This window comes from Nonomuraea sp. NPDC001699, from assembly GCF_053596455.1.
Map to the genome: position 1 here is coordinate 430,018 of NZ_JBSFGF010000007.1, position 20,448 is coordinate 450,465.

The following is a 20,448-nucleotide window of genomic DNA, read 5'->3' on the forward strand; positions in this document are numbered from 1 at the left end:
TAGCGGCCGCCACCGACGAAAATCAGATGTCGCGGAAGGTCTCGATGCGCGCCCCCAGCGCGTTCAGCCGCTCGGCCAGGTCCTCGTAGCCGCGGTTGATCACGTACACGTTGCGCAGCACCGACGTGCCCTCGGCCGCCATCATCGCCAGCAGCACCACCACCGCCGGACGCAGCGCCGGCGGGCACATCATCTCCGCGCTGCGCCAGCGCGTGGGCCCCTCCACCAGCACCCGGTGCGGGTCCAGCAGCTTGACCGAGGCGCCCAGCCGGGTCAGCTCCGTCAGGTAGATGGCCCGGTTGTCATAGACCCAGTCGTGGATCAGCGTCGACCCCTGCGCCGCGGCCGCGATCGCGGCGAAGAACGGCACGTTGTCGATGTTCAGCCCCGGGAACGGCATCGGATGGATCTTGTCGATGGGGGAGGCCAGCTTGGAGGGCCGCACCGTCAGGTCCACCAGCCGGGTACGCCCGTTGGCCGCCCAGTACTCACCCGTCCGGTCGCAGTCGAGCCCCATCTCCTCCAGGACCGCCAGCTCGATCTCCAGGAACTCCACCGGCACCCGGCAGATCGTCAGCTCCGAACTGGTCACCACCGCCGCCGCCAGCAGGCTCATCGCCTCGACCGGGTCCTCCGAAGGGGAGTAGTCGACGTCCCGCTCGATGGAGGCCAGCCCGTGCACCGTCAGCGTCGTGGTGCCGATGCCCTCCACCCGCACGCCCAGCTGCTCCAGGAAGAAGCACAGGTCCTGCACCATGTAGTTGGAGGAGGCGTTGCGGATCACCGTCACCCCCGGATGACGGGCCGCGGCCAGCAGCGCGTTCTCCGTCACGGTGTCGCCGCGTTCGGTCAGCACGATCGGCCGCGCCGGAGCCGCCCCGCCGTCGACCTTGGCGTGGTAGAAACCGCCCGTCGCGGTGATGTCCAGCCCGAAGTGCTTCAGCGCCGACATGTGCGGCTGCACCGTACGCGTCCCCAGGTCGCAGCCGCCCGCGTACGGGATCTGGAACTGGCCCGTACGGTGCATCAGCGGACCCAGGAACATGATCACGCTACGGGTACGGCGGGCCGCCTCGGTGTCCATCGCCTCCAGCTCCAGCCGGGCCGGCGGCACGATCTCCAGGTCGTTGCCCTCGTTGATCCACCGCGCCCGCACCCCGATCGAGGCCAGCACCTCCAGGATCCGGTAGACCTCCTCGATCCGCGCCACCTTACGCAAGATCGTCCGGCCGTTGTTCAGCAGCGACGCGCACAGCAACGCCACGCACGCGTTCTTGGACGTCTTGACGTCGATGCTGCCCGACAGCCGCCGCCCGCCCACCACCCGCAGATGCATCGGACCGGCATACCCCAGGGACACGATCTCGCTGTCGAGCGCCTCCCCGATCCGGGCGATCATCTCAAGACTGATGTTCTGGTTGCCGCGCTCGATCCGGTTGACCGCGCTCTGACTCGTCGCCAGCGCGTCAGCCAGCTGAAGCTGCGTCCAACCGCGATGCTGACGCGCGTCCCGGATGAGCCTGCCGATCCGCACAAGATAATCATCTGCCACAACACGAGACCATATCTCACATATGAGATGCGAACGGGACCGAGGGGTCCGACGCGCCGGACAACTCCCGAACACCCGCCAGATGCGGGGGAGTGGCCGACGCCTTCACCTTCCCCACGAACGCCCGCCGCGCCGCCCGGAACCCGTGACGATCGTCGAACATGTCCCGGCTCATCTCCGCCAGCTCCTCGGCCCGATAGGCGTCCAGCGGCTTACGCCGGTCATCGGCCTCCCGCACCTGCCGCCGCGCCGCCAGCAACCCCTCATAGGAGGAGTCCTGGGCCAGCCGATGAGCGTAATCCAGCACCCGCCGCTCGAACTCCTGCCGCGACCCGCCCACCGCCCGGTCGGCCAGCCCCAGCTCCACCGCCTCCGACGCCCCCACCGGCAACGCCCGCCCGGTCAGCTCCAGCGCCCGCTCGGCCCCCACCCGCCGCGGCAGCACGTACGTCCAGAACTCACTGCCGAACAACCCCATCGTCCGGTAATGCGGATTGAGCACCACCGGCTCCCGCACGATCACCCGGTCGGCCCCCAGGCCCATCATCACCCCGCCCGCCCCCGCGTTCCCCGCGATCGACGTCACCACCAGCTGCGAGGTGCACGCCACGATCTCCCGGCACACCGCGTTGATCGCGTTGATGTTCATCCACGCCTCCAGCTCCGGATGACGCGCCGCCTCGATCACGTTCAGATGGATGCCGTTGGAGAACACCTCACCACCGCGCACCACCAGCACCCGCGTGTCCTGCGCCGCCGCGTACCGCAACGCCGCCGCCAGCCGCCGGCACTGATCGGTCGACATGGCGCCGTTGTAGAAGTCGAAACTCACCACCCCCACGTCCTCGCCCCGCTCATAGGCGATCTCCCGGTAACCGGCCCGCTCACCCACCCCCGTCAGCCGCTCACCCAGCACCATCGACGCCGGCAGCTTCACCCCGCCCTCCTCCAGGCGCAGATGACCCACCCACACCGTCCCGGAGCCGGCGTGCACCAGCACCGCCCCCTCACGCCGCGCCGCCACCGCCCCCGGCGCACCCGCCAGATCGGGACCCCGGTGCACGTCGAACACCCGCACCGGCAGCTCGCACAACCGCGCCCGCCCGCCCGGCGAACCGTCGGCCGCCCGCACCACCCGCACGATCTCCTCGGCCGGCTGCTCCCAGGAGAACTCCCGGTCGGCATGCCGCATCGCACGCCGCAACCGTCCCGTCACCTCGGGGGAGCGGTAGTCCAGCGGCACCGGCGCGAACAGCGGGTCGGCCGCCTTGACCGCCACCTCCGCCACCAGCTCCACCGCCGCGTCGGCCACCGGCCCGTTGTACAGCGCCGACTTGCGCGGCGGCTCCGGCGGCATCGGGAACGTCCGCCACCCCCAGATGGGGCCCGCGTCCATCTCCTCCACCGCCTGCAGCGCCGTCACCCCCCACTCGCGCTCGCCTTCGGCGATCGCCCAGTCCAGCGAGGAGGGCCCGCGGTCACCGGGCGGCCCCGGATGGATGATCACCGTACGGTGCCCGCGCCACAACGCCTGCGGCACCCGCTCCTTCAGGAACGGGCAGATGACCAGATCCGGCTTGGCCAGCTCGGCCGCCTCCACCATCGCCTGTTCCGAGACCGCCAGCTCGACGCTCACGTCATGGCCGGCCCGCCGCAGCTCCAGCCAGGCACGCTGGGTCAGGCCGTTGAACGAGGAACAAAGGAGCAGGATACGCAACGCGGAACTTCCTTCGCGGAGACGTCAAGGGGGCAGCGGGCAAGGGGGGAGCGGGGGTGTCAACCGGTCGCGACCGGAGGAACACCACCAGTACCGCCGTCAACGGCAGTCCCATGAGGCCCAGACATCTCTAGATGTTGACACGAATCTTCCACCGATGCTGACAAATCACCACAGACACCTGCGCTGAGCAGCCATATTGCCCTGATATGCCCGGAAAATCCCGGCGGGGGAGAGCACCTCAACCCCGACCAGGAACCCCAACCCACCCACAATGGTCCCCATGGACACCCAGACAGCCGCCCAGCACTTCGCCGACACCTGGCAACACGGCTGGACCCACCACGACACCACCGCCATCATCGCCCTCTACAGCGACGACGCCACCCACACCAGCATGCCCTTCCGCCCACCCCACCACGGAAAACACGCCATCGCCGACTACATCCGGCAATCCTTCACCGGCGAAAGCGACCCCCACGTCACCTTCACCACCCCCATCGTCGACGGCGATCGGGCCGCCATCGAATACCGGGTCCACGCCCTCGACAACGGCCACCCCGTCACCCTCGCAGGCTGCGTCTTCGCCCGCTTCAACCCCGACGGGCTGGCCGTACAGACCCGCGACTACTGGCACACCACCCCCGGCCACCGATGAGACACGGCCGAGGCTCAGCCGAAACTCAGCGCCGCCCCATCGGCACCGGCGCCACCACACCCTGCACCACAGGCTGGGCCGGCATCGGACGCGCCACCTGCCGCGTCTGCTCCTGCTCGACCTGCGCCGCCTCGGCACGCCCCTCGGCGTGCCCGCCCGCGCAGTACCCGTTCGTCACGATCAACCGGCCCCGCAGCGGGGTGTACGCCTCCCTGCCCGAAGCGGGCAGAACCCCCTGACACACCGGACATAAAACCGATTCGGTCCCCACGTGCTGCTCCTCTCGCTGAGCGAATAGGCAGGAGCTCTACCCTAAATCCACCCACCATGACAAAGACAGCGAATCAACACAGCGTCAAACACCCCGTCAGCACCCAGGGGAGCACCGCCGGACCCACGAAACCCCAGATCACGCCGCACCCCGATCCGGCCGCCAAGATCACGACGGGGGCGGGAACGGCAGAAAAAACTTCACAGCTTCCCCACGGGCAACGCCCGCCGGCCCGAGGCCGCCCCCGGGCCGTGACCGGAAGGCGGAGGAGGCCCTCCATCCGATCTACTTGACATAATGTTCATTATCGAGCAACCAGCCACACACCACGACCCGGCAAAAACACCCCGCATGAACGGTCACACGCCGGGCAGATTCCTGCCATGTCCAGCCTGACGACGTCCAGCCGGATCCTCACGGCGCCGACGGCCCTGGTGGTCTCGACGGCCGGCCTCGTCGCACTCACCGCCGTCGTCGTCGCCGCCGTCATCTGGCTGATCATCTTGGCCGTCCGGCTCACCAAGAGCCCCCGAAATCGCCCCAACCCCAGTGTCGACCTGGTCGACCAGGCCCGCGAGCTGAAGGCGGTCGGCCAGATCCAGGAAGCCGTCTTCCTGGTACGCGGCGAGACCGGCATGAGCCAGCGGGCCGCCTCCCGCTTCGTGAACCGCCTCTAGCTGGACAAACTGCTCATACCGTACAGAACGTGGATTCTGTTTGGTTTGGGTAAATCGTCCTTAAAAAGCGCTGGTCGTCCCGTTCTGGAGATCCCGGCGATTACGCACGGCGGTCGGACGGCTGCTCTATGCTGTCGGGGTGCGGGTGTGTGAATGGGGGGCGTGAAACCCCTCCGGCCTCGGTGGGGCTGCCTTGGTCCTTGGGGGGTGGCGGCCTCGGTGGGGCTCACCGGCCGCACGGTCCACGGTCCACTCCCCTGTTTGCGAAGCCGGGCATGTGAGAGCCCGGGAATGGCGGCTTTGTCGTGAATACCCCGGACCCCCTCGGGTGCGCGTCCCTCCCCCAACTCCTCTACGTCGACCACCAGTTGCGCATCACGTGCTGCCCGATGCCCGGGCCGTCGATCATCTCGCTGGTGGGCGAGGTGGACGCGACCAACCAGGCGGCGCTGGCCGAGGCGCTGGAGCGGGCGCGGCGGATCGACGAGTCGCTGGTGGTGGACGTGAGCGGGCTGGCTTTCCTGGGGGTGGAGGGGGCGCGGCTGCTGGTGCTGTCGTGCCGGGCGGGGCGTACGCAGGTGGTGGGGACGCCGCCGCATGTGTTGCGGTTGTTCCGGTCGATGGGGTGGACGGGCGGTCAGGGGGTGTAGGGGTGGGTGGCGGTGACGGCGGTGAGCGGGAGGGGGCCGTACAGGTGGGGGTAGCCGTTCTCGGTGCGGATGTCCAGGCCGGTGGGGTCGATGTCGAGGACGAGGAGCGGCTGGGTGACGGCGGTGTAGTAGGTGTCGTGGACGGTGCGCAGCTGGGTGTGGTCGCGGCTGAGGTGGATGAAGCCGATGTCGTCGAGGGTGTGGCCGAGGGTGGAGATGCGGTACTCCCCCGCTTGCTGGGCGTGTTCCCAGTCGGTTCGCAGGGCGAGGTGGTGGACGGTCATGGGGTCCATTCGGTTTCGAGCATGGCGTAGATGGTTTCGCTGGTCCATTCGCCTTTGACGATCTCATTGTCGACGAGGGTGGCTTCGTGGCGCATGCCGAGTTTTTCCAGGACGCGGGCGGAGGGTTTGTTGCGGGCGTCGAGGCGGCCGGTGATGCGGTGGAGGCCGAGGTGGGTGAAGCCGAGGTCGAGCATGGGGCGGGCGGCTTCGGGGGCGTAGCCGTGGCCGTGGTGGTCGGGGTGCAGGACGTAGCCGATCTCGCCTTGGCGGTGTTGTCTGCTGGTCCAGATGAGCAGGGTGTTGCCGATGAGCTGGCCGGTGGTGCGCAGGGTGATGGCCAGGTCGAGGGCGTCGCCTTCGTCGTGGAGGCTGTGGCGGGTGATCTTCTTGTCGAGGAAGGTGGCGGTGGTGTGGTGGTCGCGGGGTTCCCAGTAGAGGTAGCGGGCGACGTCGGGGCGGGATTCGTAGGCGTGGAGGGCGTCGAGGTCGTCGGGGGTGAAGGGGCGTAGGTGGAGGCGGGGGGTGGTGATGGGGTATTCGGGTGTGAGCACGGGGGGCAGTGTAGGGAGGGGGTGGGGGGTGTTCAACGCGTTTTCCGGGTGGCCTGGGTGTCTGCTTGTCAGTGGCTGCCGGCGAGGTTGAGGACGATGACGCCGCCGATGATGAGGAGGATGCCGCCGATTTTGAGGGGGGTGAGGGTTTCGCCCATGAGGGTGGCGCCGATGAGGGCGATGGCGGCGGTGCCGGCGCCGGACCAGATGGCGTAGGCGGTGCCCATGTCGAGTTGGAGTTTGAGTGCGCGGGCGAGCAGGACGAAGGAGGTGATGTAGCCGGTGGCGACGGCGATGGTCCAGCCGATGTGGGTGAGGCCGTTGCTGAGTTTGAGTGCGGTGGTGGCCAGGACTTCGGAGGCGATGGCGAAGGCGAGCAGGATCCAGGCCATGGGGGTTCCTCGGGGGCGGGTAAGTGGGACGGGTGTGCCAGTTTAGTGGGGGGGTTCCGCTTGAAAAGGCAGTCGAATGCGTGTTCCACTGGTCGGGTGGGTTGGGATGCGCTGGCGCTTGTCGAGGCCGTCGACGACCGGCCGCTGATCGAGCGGCGTGCGGTGGTGCGTGACGGTTTCTATGAGACGCAGGCCCGTACGGTGATCGAGCGGGTGCCGGGGAGTGCGGGCATCGCCGAGCGGTGGGCGGTCTCGCCTTATCGGGGTTGTGCGCATGCGTGTCTGGGGTGCGGGGCGCGCGACGGTCATCGCAGGTGGGGGTTGGACGCGGGGGCTGATTTCGACACGCGGATCGTGGTCCGGGCGAACGTGGTGGAGCGGTTGCGGTCGGAGCTGGAGCGGTGGGCGGGTGAGCCGCTGGCGGTGGGGGTGGGTGGCGACTGTTATCAGGCCGCTGAGGAGAGGTACCGGTTGATGCCGGGGGTGGTGGGGGCGCTGGGGGCGGCGGGGGTGCCGTTCACGGTGTACACCAGGAGTGCGTTGGTGTTGCGGGACGCGTCCGTGCTGGCGGGGGCCGGTGCGCGGGTGGCGGTGTCGATCGCGTTCGTGGACGAGCGGATCAGGCGTGCGGTGGAGCCGGGGGCGGTGGGGGCGCAGGCGCGGTTGGAGTTGGTGTCGGCGCTGGTGGAGGCCGGGGTGGAGTGCCGGGTGCTGATGGGGCCGGTGTTGCCGTTGCTGAGTGATGCCGCTGATCAGTTGACGGCGACGGTGCGGCGGATCGCGGGTGCGGGGGCGGTGGCGGTGGAGCCGGTGGTGTTGCGGTTGCCGCCGGGGACGCGTCAGTGGTATTTGCGGTGGTTGGCCGGGGCGCATCCGCACCTGGTGGAGCGTTATGAGGAGCTCTACGATCGGGCGGGTTTGCCCTCCCCGGGCTATGAGCAGCGCATCACGGGGCAGATCGCGCAGTTGTGCCGGGTTTATGGGATGCGGTGCGGTGCGCCGGAGCCGGTGGGGCGGGGGCCGCGGGCGGCGCAGCTGGCGCTGGTGTGAGGCCCTGGCCCGGGTCGGGCCGGGGGGCGGGATTCAGGGGCGGTGGTGGAGGATCATGCCGGGCCACTCCCCCACGGTGAAGGGCGCCTCGCGGGTGAATCCGCAGCTTTCGTAGTAGGAGACGAGGCGGCCGTCGTCGCCGGCGTAGCAGTCGACGCGGACGAGTCCGAGGCCGCGGTCGCGGGCTTCCTGGAAGGCCCATTGCAGCAGGTGCCGTCCGACGGCTCGGCCGGAGTGGCGCTGGTCGATGACGAGGACCTGGACGTAGAGCTCGGGTTCGGTGGCGGGGGTGACGTAGGGCAGGGCGTCGCCGACGACGATGCAGCCGGCCGGCTCGCCGTCGAGTTCGGCGATGCGCATGCCGCCGCCGGCCAGCCAGTCGGTGGCCTGCTGGGTGCGGCGGGGGTCGCCGGTGAAGGGGCGGGTGCCCCATTGGCCGGTGCGTCCCTGGCTGACGAGCCATTGCACGGCGCTGTCGAACATGGTCAGGAGGAGCGCGTCGTCGCCGGGGCGGCCTTGTCTGATCTTCACCGGTGTCACTGTAAGGGGTGCCGTCGGGGGTGGGTGCTGACGGGGTGGTCGTCGGGTCCTGATTGCGTGTCGAGGCCCTCAGGGTGCACTCCTCCGGCCTCGATCACCGGTGCCCCGGGTGTGCCTGTCGTCGCGCCCTCTCCCCTGTCTCGCGGTCGCCTTGGGATCGGCGGCTGGGGGGCGGGTGGTCACGGTTCTCATAAGTGGTGATTCCTCTACCCTGGCACCGCAGGTGTATCGGTGGGAGGGGCGAGCGGTGGGCGAGAGTGCGTCTGGTGTCGTCGGTACCGAGCTTTCCGCCGTGCTGGAACGCATCACGTTCGCCAGTGAGGAGACGGGGTACACGATCGCGCGGGTGGCCACCGAGCGGTCGGGGGCGGAGCTGTTGACGGTGGTGGGGCCGCTGCTGGGGGCGCAGGTCGGGGAGTCGCTGCGGTTGCGGGGGCGGTGGACGTCTCATCCTCGGTACGGACGGCAGTTCGAGGTGTGGTCCTACACGACGGTGTTGCCGGCCACGGTGCAGGGCATTCGGCGTTATCTGGGGTCGGGGCTGATCAAGGGGATCGGGCCGAAGATGGCCGAGCGGATCGTCGATCATTTCGGTACCGGGACGCTGGAGGTGATCGAGCAGGAGCCGCAGCGGCTGGTGGAGGTGCAGGGGCTGGGTCCCAAGCGGACGAAGATGATCGCGGCCGCGTGGGAGGAGCAGAAGGTCATCAAGGAGGTGATGATCTTTTTGCAGGGGGTGGGGGTGTCCACCTCGATCGCGGTGCGGATCTTCAAGCAGTACGGTGAGTCGTCGATCTCGGTGGTGCGTGAGCAGCCGTACCGGCTGGCCGATGAGGTGTGGGGTATCGGGTTCAAGACGGCCGACACCATCGCTCAGGCCGTCGGCATCCCGCACGACAGTCCTGAGCGGGTCAAGGCGGGGCTGCGGTACACGTTGTCGCAGGCGGCCGATGACGGTCACTGTTACCTGCCCTCGCCCAATCTGGTCGCCGACGCGGTGAAGATCCTGGAGGTGCCGGCGGAGCTGGCCGCGCGGTGCATGGAGGAGCTGGCGGCCGAGGAGGGGGTGGTGCGTGAGCAGGTGCCGGCCGGGGACAACAGTGTGCCGGCGGTGTATCTGCCGCCCTTCCATCGGGCCGAGGTGTCGCTGGCCGGGGGGTTGTTGTCGTTGCTGCACAGTGGTCATGACCGGTTGCGGGCCTTCGCCGAGGTCGACTGGGAGCGGGCCGAGCGGTGGCTGGCCGCCCGGACGGGCGCGGAGCTGGCGCCGGAGCAGCGTCAGGCGGTGCGGCTGGCGCTGACGTGCAAGGTGGCGGTGCTGACCGGCGGGCCGGGTTGCGGCAAGAGTTTCACCGTGCGGTCGATCGTGACGCTGGCCAGGGCCAGGCGGGCCAGGGTGATCCTGGCGGCGCCGACGGGCCGGGCGGCCAAGAGGTTGTCGGAGCTGACCGGGCACGAGGCCACCACTGTTCACCGGTTGTTGCAGTTGCGGCCGGGTGGGGAGGCCACGTTCGATCGTGACAATCCGCTGGATGCGGACCTGGTGGTGGTGGACGAGGCGTCGATGCTGGATCTGCTGCTGGCCAACAAGCTGCTCAAGGCCGTGGCGCCGGGCACGCATCTGTTGCTGGTGGGTGATGTGGACCAGCTTCCGTCGGTGGGGGCCGGGGAGGTGCTGAAGGATCTGCTGGCGGCCGCGGACGTGCCCCGGGTGCGGTTGACGCAGATCTTCCGTCAGGCGCAGGAGTCGGGGGTGGTCACCAACGCTCACCGGGTGAACACCGGGCATCATCCGGTGCTGGCCGGTATGTCGGACTTCTTTCTGTTTCCGTGTGAGGAGCCGGAGGAGATCGCGGCGATGACGGTGGATGTCGTGGCGCGGCGCATCCCGGCCAGGTTCGGGCTGGACGCCCGGCGTGAGGTGCAGGTGCTGGCGCCGATGCATCGTGGTGCGGCGGGGGCGGGCGCGCTCAACATGGCGTTGCAGGAGGCGTTGACGCCGGCGCGGGAGGGCATGCCCGAGCGGCGTTACGGGGGGCGGGTCTTCCGGGTGGGTGACAAGGTCACCCAGTTGCGCAACAACTATGACAAGGGTGCGGCGGGGGTGTTCAACGGGACGGTGGGGATCGTCACCGGCATCCGTCCCGACGACCACAGTCTCACCGTGCGCACGGACGAGGACGAAGAGGTCGACTACGCCTTCGACGAGCTGGACGAGCTGGCTCACGCCTATGCCGTCTCCATCCACCGCAGTCAGGGCAGTGAGTATCCGGCGGTGGTGATTCCGCTGGCCACCAGTGCGTGGATGATGTTGCAGCGCAACCTGCTCTACACCGCGATCACCCGGGCCAAGAGGCTGGTGGTGATCGTGGGGTCGCGGCGGGCGCTGGCCCAGGCCGTACGGACCAAGGGGGCCGGGCGGCGGCACACGAGCCTGACCCATCGGCTGGAGCGGCCCTGACGCCGTGTTGATCGGCGCGTTGACCCCGGTTGACCTGGGGTTGACAGCAATTAGTGATGCAAATGTGACCGAACTCTCCTAAATGATTCTGCGTCATACATGCAGGAGCATTAAAGTCTTTGGGGTGGGTTTGCCGCCCTGGGGGAGAGGACAGTCTTGAACGTTGCGCCCGCATGGACGAAGTCTGCCGCCGGCCTCGCGCTGCTGGCGGTGGCGGCCCTGACGGCCTGCTCGAGCGGCAACGCCGCCTCGCGCGGGCCCGAGGCGCCCGATGCCACCACCGTGGCCACCCCGCAGGCGCCCACCGTCACCATCAGCCCCGCCGAAGGCAGTGCCAAGGTCAGCCCCGACAAGAAGGTCGTGGTCACCTCCGCCGGCGGCGCGCTGGAGCAGGTGACCGTCGAGGGCGGCGGCCACACGGTCGAGGGCAAATTCAACGCCGACAAGACCAAGTGGGTCTCGCGGACGCCGTTGAAGCCCTCCACCAACTACAACGTCTCGGCCAAGGCCGGCGCGACCGACGCCACCAGCACCTTCACCACGGTCAAGCCCGCGCGGGAGCTGCAGGTCGCCGACGTCACCCCCAACGCCAAGGGCGAGACCCTCGGCGTCGGCGCGCCGATCATCGTCACCTTCAACCAGCCCGTCACGGGCAAGGCGGCCATCGAGCGCGCCCTTGAGGTGGAGGCGGACAAGCCCGTCGCCGGCGCCTGGCGGTGGATCAACGACACCACCGTCATCTACCGCACCGCCAAGTACTGGCCCGCCCACCAGAAGGTCACCCTCAACGCCCGCATCACCGGCGTCAAGGCCGGCGAGGGTCTGTACGGTGTGAAGGACTACACCGCCAACCTGAAGATCGGCGCCAAGGTCATCAGCAAGGTCGACACCAAGACCCACATGATGTACGTCTACAAGGACGGCAAGCGCGTGCAGACCATGCGCATCAGCGCCGGCATGGCCACCACGCGCGAGTACACCACGACCTCCGGCGTCCATCTGACGATGGAACGCGGCAACCCGGTGCGCATGATCTCCCCCGGCCGCAAGAAGGGCGACCCCGGCTACTACGACGTGATGATCGACCACGCCGTGCGCATCTCCAACTCCGGCGAGTACGTCCACGCCAAGGACAACGTCTGGGCCCAGGGCACGCGCAACGTCAGCCACGGCTGCATCAACTCCCGCCCCGACCAGGCCAAGTGGTTCTACGACAACTTCCAGCGCGGCGACGTCGTCGACATCTCCGGCACCGACCGCAAGCTGGAGTGGAACAACGGCTGGGGCTTTTGGCAGATGCCCTTCTCGCAGTGGAAGAAGGGCAGCGCCCTGAACGCCAAGGCCTGACCGCTCCCCCGTTCCCGCCGGCTCCCCCTCGCTCCCCTTCGCTTCCCCGGCTCCGGGACGTCTTCCAGCCGCTCATCGCCGCCGAACCATTCGCGGCGGTGAGCGGCTGTTGTTTTGCGGTCCGCCGAACGGTGCTGGGCCGGCCTTTGCCGTCGCCATCAGCGAAAACGCCTCGACGTGCACGGAGGGTTGCCATACGATGACTGGCCGTAGGCATTCGTCAGGAACCCCGAAGGAGAACACGTTGAAGAAGATCCTTCTCGTCCCCGCGATCACGGCCGGTCTCGTCCTGGCCTCGGCCGGCGCCGCGTACGCCTCCCAATACGTCGCCTACGAAGGCCGGGGCTTCACCGGCCGCTCGGTCGTCCTGGACGCCTGCGGCGTGTCCAACATCCCCTACCACGGCTCCTACAAGTGGTACGGCGACGGCCAGAGCGGCCGCATGTACAACCAGCCCAATGCCACCGGCGTGATGCACTTCGAGCTGGCCTCCAACCGCAACGCCGAGCAGCGCACGCCTGTCGGCTGGAAGAGCATCTTCATCGTGTGCTGACCAGCCGCCCGCGAGGCCGGCCGTCCCCTCAGGCACCCTGGGGGCGGCCGGCCTCGGGGCGCGCGCGTACCGGCCGGCGGCGCAAGGCAGACTGGCGGTAGGACCATCGGCACGCGCAAGGGGGCGAGATGGGCAGGAGCGCCGCCGCCACGGCCTTGCTGATGCTCCTGCTGGGCGTGCTGCCGTCCGGCTGCGCGACCCCCTCCCGGCCGGGCACCGGCCGGCCGCGGTCCCCGGCCGCCACCTCGCTGCCGGGCCGGGCATCCGCGCCGGCCCAGGCACAAGGCCGAGCGCGGGAGCGGTTGCGGGCCACGGTGAGCCGTGGGTGCGCCGCCTCTGCGCACCGGCTCACCTCCGGCTCCCACCAGCTCACCTTCGCCGGCCTGACCCGCCGCTACCTGCTGGCCGTCCCCGACTCCCCCGGCCCCCACCCGGTGCTGCTCAACCTGCACGGCCTGGGCTCCGACGCCGCCGAACAGGCCGCCTACAGCCGCCTGCCCCGGATCGGCCCCGAACGCGGCTACATCGTCATCACCCCCCGATCGGCCCCCGGACGGCTGGCCTGGACCCTGCCGCACACCGCCGGCCCCGACGACGCCGCCTACCTGGCCGCCCTGCTCGACGAGGTCGAAGGCCGCCAGTGCGTCCACCCCGGCCGTGAGTTCGCCGCCGGCCTGTCCTACGGCGCGGGCCTGGCCGCCTCCCTGGTCTGCGCCCTGGACGGCCGCCTGAGCGGGGTGGCCGCCGTGGCCGGCATCCCCATCGCCCAGCCCTGCCGCACCCCCGCCCCCACCACGATGGTCGCCTTCCACGGCACCGCCGACCGCCTGGTCCCCTACGGCGGCGGCCACCCCGAGACCGGCGGCGAGCTCAGGAACCTGGCCGCGCTCGTCGTGCTGCCCCCCGTGGAGCAGACCATGGACGCCTGGGCCGCCGCCCAGCGCTGCTCGCCCCCCGCCACCACCAGCCCTCAGCCCCGCGTCCGGCTGCGCGTGTGGGCGTCCTGCCCGCGGGGGGCCACACTGCGCCTGTACACGGTCGAGGGCGGCGGCCACACCTGGCCCGGCCCCATCGAGGTGCCCCGGCTCGGCCACACCGCCCGCGACCTGGACGCCAGCCGGCTCATCCTCGACACCTTCGACCGCGCCCCCGCCCACTGACCGCCCACTGACCGCCCACCGGCCGTCCCGGGGAAAGGCCCACGGGGGCGAGCCGACGGGTGCGCACCGGGTGGACGGTCGACGCCGCTAGTCTGTCGCCATGAGTCAGGTGGGACAGGTGACGGCCCGCGCGCTTTTGCGCAGGCTGGCCGTCGAGCAGGCCGAGTGCAGGGTGCCGTCGCTGACGGCGGCGATCGTCCGCGACGGGCGGACGGTGTGGTTCGGCGGCCGGGGCCGCGTCGGCGACGGACCGCCGACCCAGGCCACCCAGTACCGGCTGGGATCGATCACCAAGTCGATCGTGGCCGTGGCCGTCATGCGGCTGCGCGACGAGGGCAAGATCGCGCTGACCGACCCGCTGGAGCGCCACGTGCCCGGCACCGCCGCCGGGCAGGCCACCATCGCCCAGCTGCTGTCGCACACCTCCGGCCTGACCGCCGAGCCGCCGACCGAATGGTGGGAGCGCACTCCCGGCCTCGACGTGCCCGACCTGCTCAAGCAGGTGGGCCCCGACCAGGTCAAGCACCGGGCCGGCCGCCTCTACCACTACTCCAACGTCGGGTTCGCGCTGCTGGGCGAGCTGGTGGCCCGGCTGCGCGGCACCGGCTGGCAGCAGGCCGTGCGGCAGGAGGTGCTGGCGCCGCTGGAGATGAACGCCACCACCGCCCGTCCCCGCGCCCCGCACGCCACCGGCTACGCCGTCCACCCGTGGGCCGACGTCGTGCTGACCGAGCCCGAGCACGACGCGGTGGCCATGGGGCCGGCCGGGCAGCTGTGGTCCACCCCGCACGACCTGGCCCGCTGGGCCGCCTTCGTCGGCGGCGACACCGGCGGCGTGCTGTCGCCCGACACGCTGGCCGAGATGCGCGAACCGGCCGGCGTCGCCGACGGCGACTCCTGGACCGCCGGCTACGGGCTCGGCCTGCAACTGGCCCGCGCCGGCGGGCGCCGCCTGGCCGGGCACACCGGGTCCATGCCCGGGTTCCTGGCCACCGTGTGGGCCGACCCGGCCCAAGGCGTGGGCGTGCTGTTCATGGCCAACACCACCAGCGGCATGAGCTACACCCTGCCCACCGACCTGCTCGACATCCTCGACGAGCACGAGCCGCGCCTGCCCGAGGAGTGGCAGCCCGCCCCCGCCGACCCCGCCCTGCTGGCGCTGACCGGGCTGTGGCACTGGGGGCCCAAGCCGTACGCGCTGCGGCTGCTGCCCGGGCGCGGGTTGTCGCTGGCGCCCGTCGACGGCAGCGGGCGCGCCTCCCGCTTCGTGCCCCAGGACGACGGGACATGGCTGGGGCTGGACGGCTACTACGCCGGTGAGACGCTGCGCGTGGCCGCCGACCACCTCGACCTCAACACGTTCGTCTTCACCCGCGAACCCTACGACCCGGCCGCGCCGGTGCCGGGCGGCGTGACCGGCTGGCACGCCTGAGCCCTTCGGCTCGTCTGCCCGTCGGGGAGGGCGTCAGCCCGGCGGGCCGGCCAGCGCCCGGGCCAGGGCGCCGGCCGGGCCGGGCGGCAGCGTGCCGTGCAGCAGTTCCACCCGGTGCACCAGGCGTGGCGCCACCAGCGGCACCCCCGGCCCGGCCGAGGCCGGCAGCAGCGTCAGCCCGTGCCCGGCGGCCACCAGGTTGAGCACGGTGTGCACGTCGTCGCCCTCGTAGACCATCGCGGCGGCGAAGCCGTCACCGGCCAGGTCGCGCAGGCGCGGCAACGGGCACAGCGGCGTCTGCAGCCAGCGGGCGTCGACGAGGTCGGCCAGGCGCAGGGCCCGCCTGCCCGCCAGCGGATGGCCCGGCGGCAGCGCCACCACCAGGTCCTCCTCGCCGACCCCCACCGTGGTCATCGGCCCCGACTCCGGCAGGCGCAGCGGGTCGCTGGGGGCGGCGATGCCATCAGCCAGCCCCAGGTCGGCCTCGCCCTCGGCCAGCAGCTCGGCCAGGTGTTCCCGGCCGCAGGTGCGCACCACCACGTGCAGGCGCGGCTGGGCCGCGCGCGCGGCGGCCAGCCGTTCGGCCAGCACGGCGTTGACGGCCAGCGGGGTGGCGGCCAGGCGCAGGCGGTGGGCCGGCTGGGCGGCCGCCCGCAACACGTCGGCGCGTGCCGCCCGCAGGCGCAGCAGCAGCGGCGCCGCGTGCTCCAGCAGCCGTTCGCCGGCCGCGGTGGGCTCCACCGGGCGGCGGTTCAGCAGCGGCAGGCCCAGGTCGGCCTCCAGCGCCGCGACCTGCTGGGAGATCGCCGACTGGGTGTAGCCGAGCTCGTGGGCGGCGGCCGAGAAGGACCGGTGGCGGGCCACGGTCACGAAGGTGCGCAACAGATTCGGGTCCATCAGTAATGCTTATAGCAGGTGCAGACATCATCGTTGGCGCTTAAGCGGGGGTGGGGGCCACGATGGGGGCATGAGAATCGCCCTGGTGGGAGACCGTTCTCCCAGTGTCCGTTCGCATGTCCGCATCCCCCGGCTGATCGAGGCGCTGCGTGAGCGTGACGGCATCGCCCTGGACCCGTACTGGATCCCCAGCACCGAGGCCGACGACCTCGGCGGCTTCGACGGCATCTGGATCGTGCCCGGCAGCCCGTACGTCAGCGAGGCCGGCGCGGTCAACGCCGCCCGCACCGCCCGGGAGCTGGGCATCCCGTTCCTGGGCACGTGCGGCGGTTTCCAGCACATGCTGCTGGAGTACGGCCGCAACGTGTGCGGGCTGGACGTCGCCCACGCCGAGAACACCCCCGGCGCCGCGCAGGCGTTCCTGGTGGAGCCGCTGTCGTGCTCGCTGGTCGGGCACGAGGGCCTGGTGCGCCTGACCCCCGGCTCGCGGGTCGAGCAGATCATGGGGGCCACCTCCGTCGTGGAGGCCTACAGCTGCTCCTACGGCCTCAACGACGCCTACCGCCGGACGCTGGCCGGGCACGGGCTCGTCTTCTCCGGCCACGCCGAGGACGGCATGGTGCGGGTGGCCGAGCTGCCCGGGCACCCGTTCTTCGTCGGCACGCTGTTCCAGCCGGAGCTGGCCGGCGACGGGCGGCGGCCGCACCCGCTGATCGGCGCGTTCGCCGCCGCCGTACGCCGCCACGCCCACCCGCCGGTGCCCGTCTCCTGAGCGCAGCCGGGTCAGCGGCTGCGGCGGGCCAGGAGCGCCGGCAGGGCGGCCACCGCCAGCCCGAGCACGGCCAGCCCGGCCCGGTCGGCGACCGTCTCGGCATTGGCCAGCACCCCGAACGCGGTGTGCCCGGCCAGCGCGCCACCGGCCAGGGCCAGGCTGTGGCGGTCCCGCCAGGCGCCGCCCACCGCCCACCGCCGCAGCAGCAGCCCTGCCGTCACCGCCAGGAGCGCGGCGGCCACCATCGGCGCCACCACCCAGCCGCCCTGGGTGAAGGCCGGATGGCGGGCGCCGCCGAAGGGGAACAGCAGCGCCAGGTACCCGAACGCGACGACGGCGGCCCCGGCCGCGACCACCGCCGGGGCGGGAACGTCCCCCGCAACCCCGGCGGGCGGGGGTGCGGTCGGCGGCAGGACCCGCAGCGCGAGCACGGCCGGCGCCGCGACCGCCAGCAGCAGCCCCGCCGTCATCGGCCACGGCGCCAGGTAGCCGGGGTCCATGAAGGTGGCCGTCCAGCGCAGCAGCAGCCCGCCCAGGACGAACACCACACCCGTCGCCGCCAGCCCGGCCCGCCCCAGGTAGGGGCGCTCACGCAGCGACGGGAACAGCAGGTCGGCCAGCAGGATCGGCAGCGCCACGCTGAACACCGCGTGGTAGGGGATGTTGAGCTCGGCGTAGGCGCTGTTGAGGCCCAGGACGCGCGGCGCCCAGCCCGCGGCGCCGTACAGGGTGGGGCTGGTCAGGGCCTGCAGCGCCAGCCCCTCCTCCACGATCCCGTACGCCGCCCCCAGCAGCAGCACCGACCCCCATCCGCGGCCGGCCCGGCGTACCAGGTCGCGGATCAACAGGGTGCCGGCGCCGTAGATGGGCGTCCACACCAGCAGCAGCCACGCCTGGCGCAGCGGCGGATTGCCGAGCGTCAGCTCGGCGAGGACCGGGGTGAGCCCGGCCAGCACAAGCGCGGCCCACCGGCCGCGTGCCCGAAGGGAGACCATGACCCCACGCTCGCCCGCGGCGGGGGCTCGGCGCTGCTGCCTTGCGGCCGGTCCGTGGCCACCGCGGTCGCGAGCCGGAGGTGACTTTGGTTGTCATGGCCGGTGACCGGGGTTGCCGGCCGGCTCGGCGGGCGCGGGCTACGATCGGCCATGGTGTTCGGGGCGGGCGGCCCGCAGACGGGCGGCGAGGATCAGGCCGGGCAGGCGGCGGGGAGACGGGCGCTGGTGGGGCAGGTCGGCGGGCGGTCGTGGCGGGCGGGGGCGGCCGCCGCGGGCGGGATCGTGCTCGCCCTGGCCGCGGCCGCCTCGGTGGTGGGGGGAGACCTGACCCCCGGCACGCCCGGCTGGTACCTGTGGGCGGATGTGGCGGGCGGGGCGGCGGCGTGCGCGGCGCTGTGGTGGTGCCGCCGCAGTCCGGTGGCCGCCGGGCTGGTCGCCGTCGCGCTGTCGGTGCCGGCGGCCGCCGCGTCGGTGGCGGCCGGGATCGCCACGCTCCTGGTCGCGCTCCACCGGCGCCCGCCCGCCGCCGTCGCGGTCGGGCTGGCGTGGGTGGCCGCCTCGCTGGCCAGGTTCGCGCTGCGGCCGCCGGGGCTGGCGCCGTACCCGGTGTGGGCGCTGGTCGCCGTGCTGTTCGGCGGGGCGGTCACCGGCTGGGGCATCCTGGCCAGGACGCGGCGGCAACTGCTGGCCTCGCTGGCCGAACGCGCCCGCCGCGCCGAGGCCGACCAGCGGCGCCGCGCCGAGGAGGCCCGCCGTGCCGAACGCCTGGACATCGCCCGCGAGATGCACGACGTGCTGGCCCACCGGCTGTCGCTGCTGGCCGTGCACGCCGGGGCGCTGGGCTTCAACGCCGCCGCCACCCCCGGTGAGGTCGCCGAGGCGGCCGAGGTCATCCGCTCCAGCGCCCACCAGGCGTTGCAGGAGCTGCGCGGCGTCATCGGGGTGCTGCGGCAGAGCCCGTCCACGCCGCCGGCGCCGGCGGCCCTGGCGCCGCTGGTGGAGGAGTCACGGCGGGCCGGGATGCGCGTGGACCTGCGCCAGGACGGCGTACGCTTCGCCGACGTGCCCGAGGCGACCCGGCGCACCGCCTACCGCGTCGTGCAGGAGGGCCTGACCAACGCCCGCAAGCACGCCCCCGGCCGTCCCGTCACCGTCGAGGTCGGCGGCGCCGCCGGCCGGGAGCTGACCGTCGAGGTGCGCAACCCCGCGCCCGCCGGGCCGGCTCCGGCGCTGGCCGCCACCGGCGCCGGAGCCGGGCTGGCCGGACTGGAGGAACGCGTCACCCTGGCCGGCGGCCGGCTGGAACGGGGACCGGCCGCGGACGGCGGGTTCCGGCTGGCCGCACGGCTACCATGGCCCCGTGAGCCAGCCGCCCAGTGAGCCGCCGAGTGTGCCCGGCCCGATCCGGGTGCTGATCGTCGACGACGACGCGCTCGTCCGCACCGGGCTGACGCTGATGCTCAAGGGCGCCCCCGACCTGCGCGTGGTCGCCGCCGTGGCCGACGGCGCCCACGTCCAGGCCGCCGTCGGCGAGCACGCCCCCGACGTGGTGCTGATGGACATCCGCATGGCCGGCCTCGACGGCATCGAGGCCACCCGGCGTCTGCGCGCCCGCACCGGCGCCCCGCACGTCATCATCCTGACCACCTTCGACGCCGACGAGCACGTCCTGCGGGCGCTGCGCGCCGGAGCCGGCGGCTTCCTGCTCAAGGACACCCCTCCCGAGGGCATCGTCGAGGCGATCAGGCGGGTGATGGCCGGCGAGCCCAGCCTGTCGCCCAGCGTCACCCGCAGCCTGATCGCCCACCTGATGCCCGAGGAGGACGACCGGCGGCGCGCCGAGGCCCGCCGCGTGCTGTCGGCCCTCAGCGCACGCGAGCGGCAGGTGGCGCTCGCGGTCGGGCAGGGCAAGCCCAACGCGGTCATCGCCGGCGAGCTGCACATGAGCGTGGGCACCGTCAAGGGGTACATCTCCCGCATCCTGACCAAGGCGGGCCTGGACAACCGGGTGCAGCTGGCCCTGGTCGTCCACGACGCCACCTAGTCCGGGCCGGGCGGCAGCAGGCGTGCCAGCCGGAGCAGCGAAAGCCGGGCCAGGGCCGTCACGATCGGCCGCGCCACCGGCCACAACGCCCGTCCGGCCGGGCCCAGCGGCAGCAGCAGCTCCTCGGCCCAGATCACCCGGCTGCCGCCCCGCCACGGCCGCACCCGGATCGCGCCCCGGCCGCGCACCAGCCGCCCGGTGTGCTCCATCAGCACGTACGACGGCGGCTCCCACACCAGGATCGTCATCGTGTCCAGGAACCCCACCGGCCGCACCCCGGTGTAGGCCTCCACCCGCCGCTCGCCCACCTGCCGAGCCGACGTCATGAACATCCATTCGCGATGCCGCAGCCAGTCGGTGATCAGCGCGAACACCTCCTGCGGCGGCGCCGCGACCTGCACGGCCGCACCCGCGTACACCGGTCTCATCGCCCGCCTCCTCGTGC

General features: G+C 71.8%; 22 protein-coding genes. 12 read left to right on the plus strand and 10 right to left on the minus strand.

What is annotated here, in order from left to right; genetic code table 11:
• Nucleotides 1–22 precede the first annotated feature (22 nt).
• Together ACWCSU_RS23775 and ACWCSU_RS23780 are read right to left on the minus strand one after the other, a co-directional pair.
• Nucleotides 23–1,534 carry a helix-turn-helix domain-containing protein gene (locus tag ACWCSU_RS23775; protein WP_357699793.1) on the minus strand — a complete coding sequence of 504 codons (1,512 nt, stop codon included), beginning with the start codon at nt 1,532–1,534 and terminating at the stop codon, nt 23–25.
• 34 nt (nt 1,535–1,568) lie between these two features.
• Nucleotides 1,569–3,269, minus strand: a complete 1,701-nt coding sequence (locus tag ACWCSU_RS23780; RefSeq protein ID WP_449937523.1) for an enoyl-CoA hydratase-related protein — start codon at nt 3,267–3,269, stop codon at nt 1,569–1,571.
• A gap of 283 nt (nt 3,270–3,552) precedes the next feature.
• Here ACWCSU_RS23780 and ACWCSU_RS23785 point away from each other — a divergent pair, with 283 nt between their 5' ends.
• Complete coding sequence (locus tag ACWCSU_RS23785; protein WP_449937526.1) at nt 3,553–3,927, plus strand: nuclear transport factor 2 family protein; 375 nt, start codon at nt 3,553–3,555, stop codon at nt 3,925–3,927.
• 25 nt (nt 3,928–3,952) lie between these two features.
• On the opposite strand, the gene ACWCSU_RS23790 is transcribed toward ACWCSU_RS23785, so the two are convergent.
• Nucleotides 3,953–4,171 (minus strand): hypothetical protein, encoded by a 219-nt coding sequence (locus tag ACWCSU_RS23790; protein ID WP_449937528.1) that lies wholly within the window; start codon nt 4,169–4,171, stop codon nt 3,953–3,955.
• Between the two features lie 410 nt (nt 4,172–4,581).
• Here ACWCSU_RS23790 and ACWCSU_RS23795 point away from each other — a divergent pair, with 410 nt between their 5' ends.
• Both ACWCSU_RS23795 and ACWCSU_RS23800 read left to right on the plus strand, forming a co-directional pair.
• The gene (locus ACWCSU_RS23795) at nt 4,582–4,875 is read left to right on the plus strand and encodes a hypothetical protein (RefSeq protein WP_449937529.1); all 294 of its coding nucleotides are present in this window, start codon (nt 4,582–4,584) and stop codon (nt 4,873–4,875) included.
• A 305-nt stretch (nt 4,876–5,180) separates the two neighbouring features.
• Entirely contained in the window at nt 5,181–5,525 is a 345-nt protein-coding gene (locus tag ACWCSU_RS23800) for an STAS domain-containing protein (protein WP_357699783.1), read from the plus strand.
• Here the strand turns inward: ACWCSU_RS23800 and ACWCSU_RS23805 are convergent.
• From ACWCSU_RS23805 to ACWCSU_RS23815, 3 genes are all read right to left on the minus strand, one after another.
• Nucleotides 5,513–5,809, minus strand: a complete 297-nt coding sequence (locus tag ACWCSU_RS23805; RefSeq protein WP_449937532.1) for a DUF952 domain-containing protein — start codon at nt 5,807–5,809, stop codon at nt 5,513–5,515. The two genes, ACWCSU_RS23800 and ACWCSU_RS23805, sit on opposite strands and share 13 nt — an antisense overlap.
• Nucleotides 5,806–6,360, minus strand: coding sequence for a GNAT family N-acetyltransferase (locus tag ACWCSU_RS23810; protein WP_449937534.1), 555 nt, complete (start codon nt 6,358–6,360; stop codon nt 5,806–5,808). The genes ACWCSU_RS23805 and ACWCSU_RS23810 overlap by 4 nt, the downstream gene beginning before the upstream one ends.
• 68 nt (nt 6,361–6,428) lie before the next feature.
• Nucleotides 6,429–6,752 carry a DMT family transporter gene (locus ACWCSU_RS23815; RefSeq protein WP_449937536.1) on the minus strand — a complete coding sequence of 108 codons (324 nt, stop codon included), beginning with the start codon at nt 6,750–6,752 and terminating at the stop codon, nt 6,429–6,431.
• A 96-nt stretch (nt 6,753–6,848) separates the two neighbouring features.
• Here ACWCSU_RS23815 and ACWCSU_RS23820 point away from each other — a divergent pair, with 96 nt between their 5' ends.
• Nucleotides 6,849–7,802 carry a radical SAM protein gene (locus ACWCSU_RS23820; protein WP_357699775.1) on the plus strand — a complete coding sequence of 318 codons (954 nt, stop codon included), beginning with the start codon at nt 6,849–6,851 and terminating at the stop codon, nt 7,800–7,802.
• Between the two features lie 33 nt (nt 7,803–7,835).
• On the opposite strand, the gene ACWCSU_RS23825 is transcribed toward ACWCSU_RS23820, so the two are convergent.
• Complete coding sequence (locus ACWCSU_RS23825; RefSeq protein ID WP_357699773.1) at nt 7,836–8,333, minus strand: GNAT family N-acetyltransferase; 498 nt, start codon at nt 8,331–8,333, stop codon at nt 7,836–7,838.
• Between the two features lie 301 nt (nt 8,334–8,634).
• Between ACWCSU_RS23825 and recD2 the strand changes: the two genes are divergently transcribed.
• From recD2 to ACWCSU_RS23850, 5 genes are all read left to right on the plus strand, one after another.
• Nucleotides 8,635–10,803, plus strand: coding sequence for an SF1B family DNA helicase RecD2 (gene recD2 / locus ACWCSU_RS23830; RefSeq protein WP_449937538.1), 2,169 nt, complete (start codon nt 8,635–8,637; stop codon nt 10,801–10,803).
• Nucleotides 10,804–10,959: 156 nt separating this feature from the next.
• Nucleotides 10,960–12,150 carry an Ig-like domain-containing protein gene (locus ACWCSU_RS23835; protein WP_449937540.1) on the plus strand — a complete coding sequence of 397 codons (1,191 nt, stop codon included), beginning with the start codon at nt 10,960–10,962 and terminating at the stop codon, nt 12,148–12,150.
• A gap of 244 nt (nt 12,151–12,394) precedes the next feature.
• The gene (locus tag ACWCSU_RS23840; RefSeq protein ID WP_357699767.1) at nt 12,395–12,703 is read left to right on the plus strand and encodes a MiAMP1 family antimicrobial peptide; all 309 of its coding nucleotides are present in this window, start codon (nt 12,395–12,397) and stop codon (nt 12,701–12,703) included.
• Nucleotides 12,704–12,831: 128 nt separating this feature from the next.
• Nucleotides 12,832–13,863: an alpha/beta hydrolase family esterase gene (locus ACWCSU_RS23845; RefSeq protein ID WP_449937541.1), complete on the plus strand. Its 1,032-nt coding sequence runs from the start codon at nt 12,832–12,834 to the stop codon at nt 13,861–13,863.
• A 100-nt stretch (nt 13,864–13,963) separates the two neighbouring features.
• Nucleotides 13,964–15,295, plus strand: a complete 1,332-nt coding sequence (locus tag ACWCSU_RS23850) for a serine hydrolase domain-containing protein (RefSeq protein WP_357699763.1) — start codon at nt 13,964–13,966, stop codon at nt 15,293–15,295.
• 33 nt (nt 15,296–15,328) lie between these two features.
• On the opposite strand, the gene ACWCSU_RS23855 is transcribed toward ACWCSU_RS23850, so the two are convergent.
• A complete protein-coding gene (locus tag ACWCSU_RS23855; RefSeq protein WP_449937543.1) occupies nt 15,329–16,192 on the minus strand; it encodes a LysR family transcriptional regulator in 864 nt (287 codons plus the stop codon).
• A gap of 70 nt (nt 16,193–16,262) precedes the next feature.
• Between ACWCSU_RS23855 and ACWCSU_RS23860 the strand changes: the two genes are divergently transcribed.
• The gene (locus ACWCSU_RS23860) at nt 16,263–16,964 is read left to right on the plus strand and encodes a CTP synthase C-terminal region-related (seleno)protein (RefSeq protein ID WP_449937545.1); all 702 of its coding nucleotides are present in this window, start codon (nt 16,263–16,265) and stop codon (nt 16,962–16,964) included.
• Between the two features lie 11 nt (nt 16,965–16,975).
• Here ACWCSU_RS23860 and ACWCSU_RS23865 read toward each other — a convergent pair whose 3' ends face one another.
• Nucleotides 16,976–17,959, minus strand: coding sequence for a hypothetical protein (locus ACWCSU_RS23865; RefSeq protein ID WP_449937547.1), 984 nt, complete (start codon nt 17,957–17,959; stop codon nt 16,976–16,978).
• Nucleotides 17,960–18,049: 90 nt separating this feature from the next.
• Between ACWCSU_RS23865 and ACWCSU_RS23870 the strand changes: the two genes are divergently transcribed.
• On the plus strand, nt 18,050–19,339 hold the full coding sequence (locus ACWCSU_RS23870; protein WP_449937549.1) for a sensor histidine kinase: 1,290 nt from the start codon (nt 18,050–18,052) through the stop codon (nt 19,337–19,339).
• Entirely contained in the window at nt 19,320–20,003 is a 684-nt protein-coding gene (locus ACWCSU_RS23875) for a response regulator transcription factor (RefSeq protein WP_449937550.1), read from the plus strand. The genes ACWCSU_RS23870 and ACWCSU_RS23875 overlap by 20 nt, the downstream gene beginning before the upstream one ends.
• Here the strand turns inward: ACWCSU_RS23875 and ACWCSU_RS23880 are convergent.
• A complete protein-coding gene (locus ACWCSU_RS23880) occupies nt 20,000–20,431 on the minus strand; it encodes an SRPBCC family protein (RefSeq protein WP_449937552.1) in 432 nt (143 codons plus the stop codon). The two genes, ACWCSU_RS23875 and ACWCSU_RS23880, sit on opposite strands and share 4 nt — an antisense overlap.
• Nucleotides 20,432–20,448: the final 17 nt, after the last annotated feature.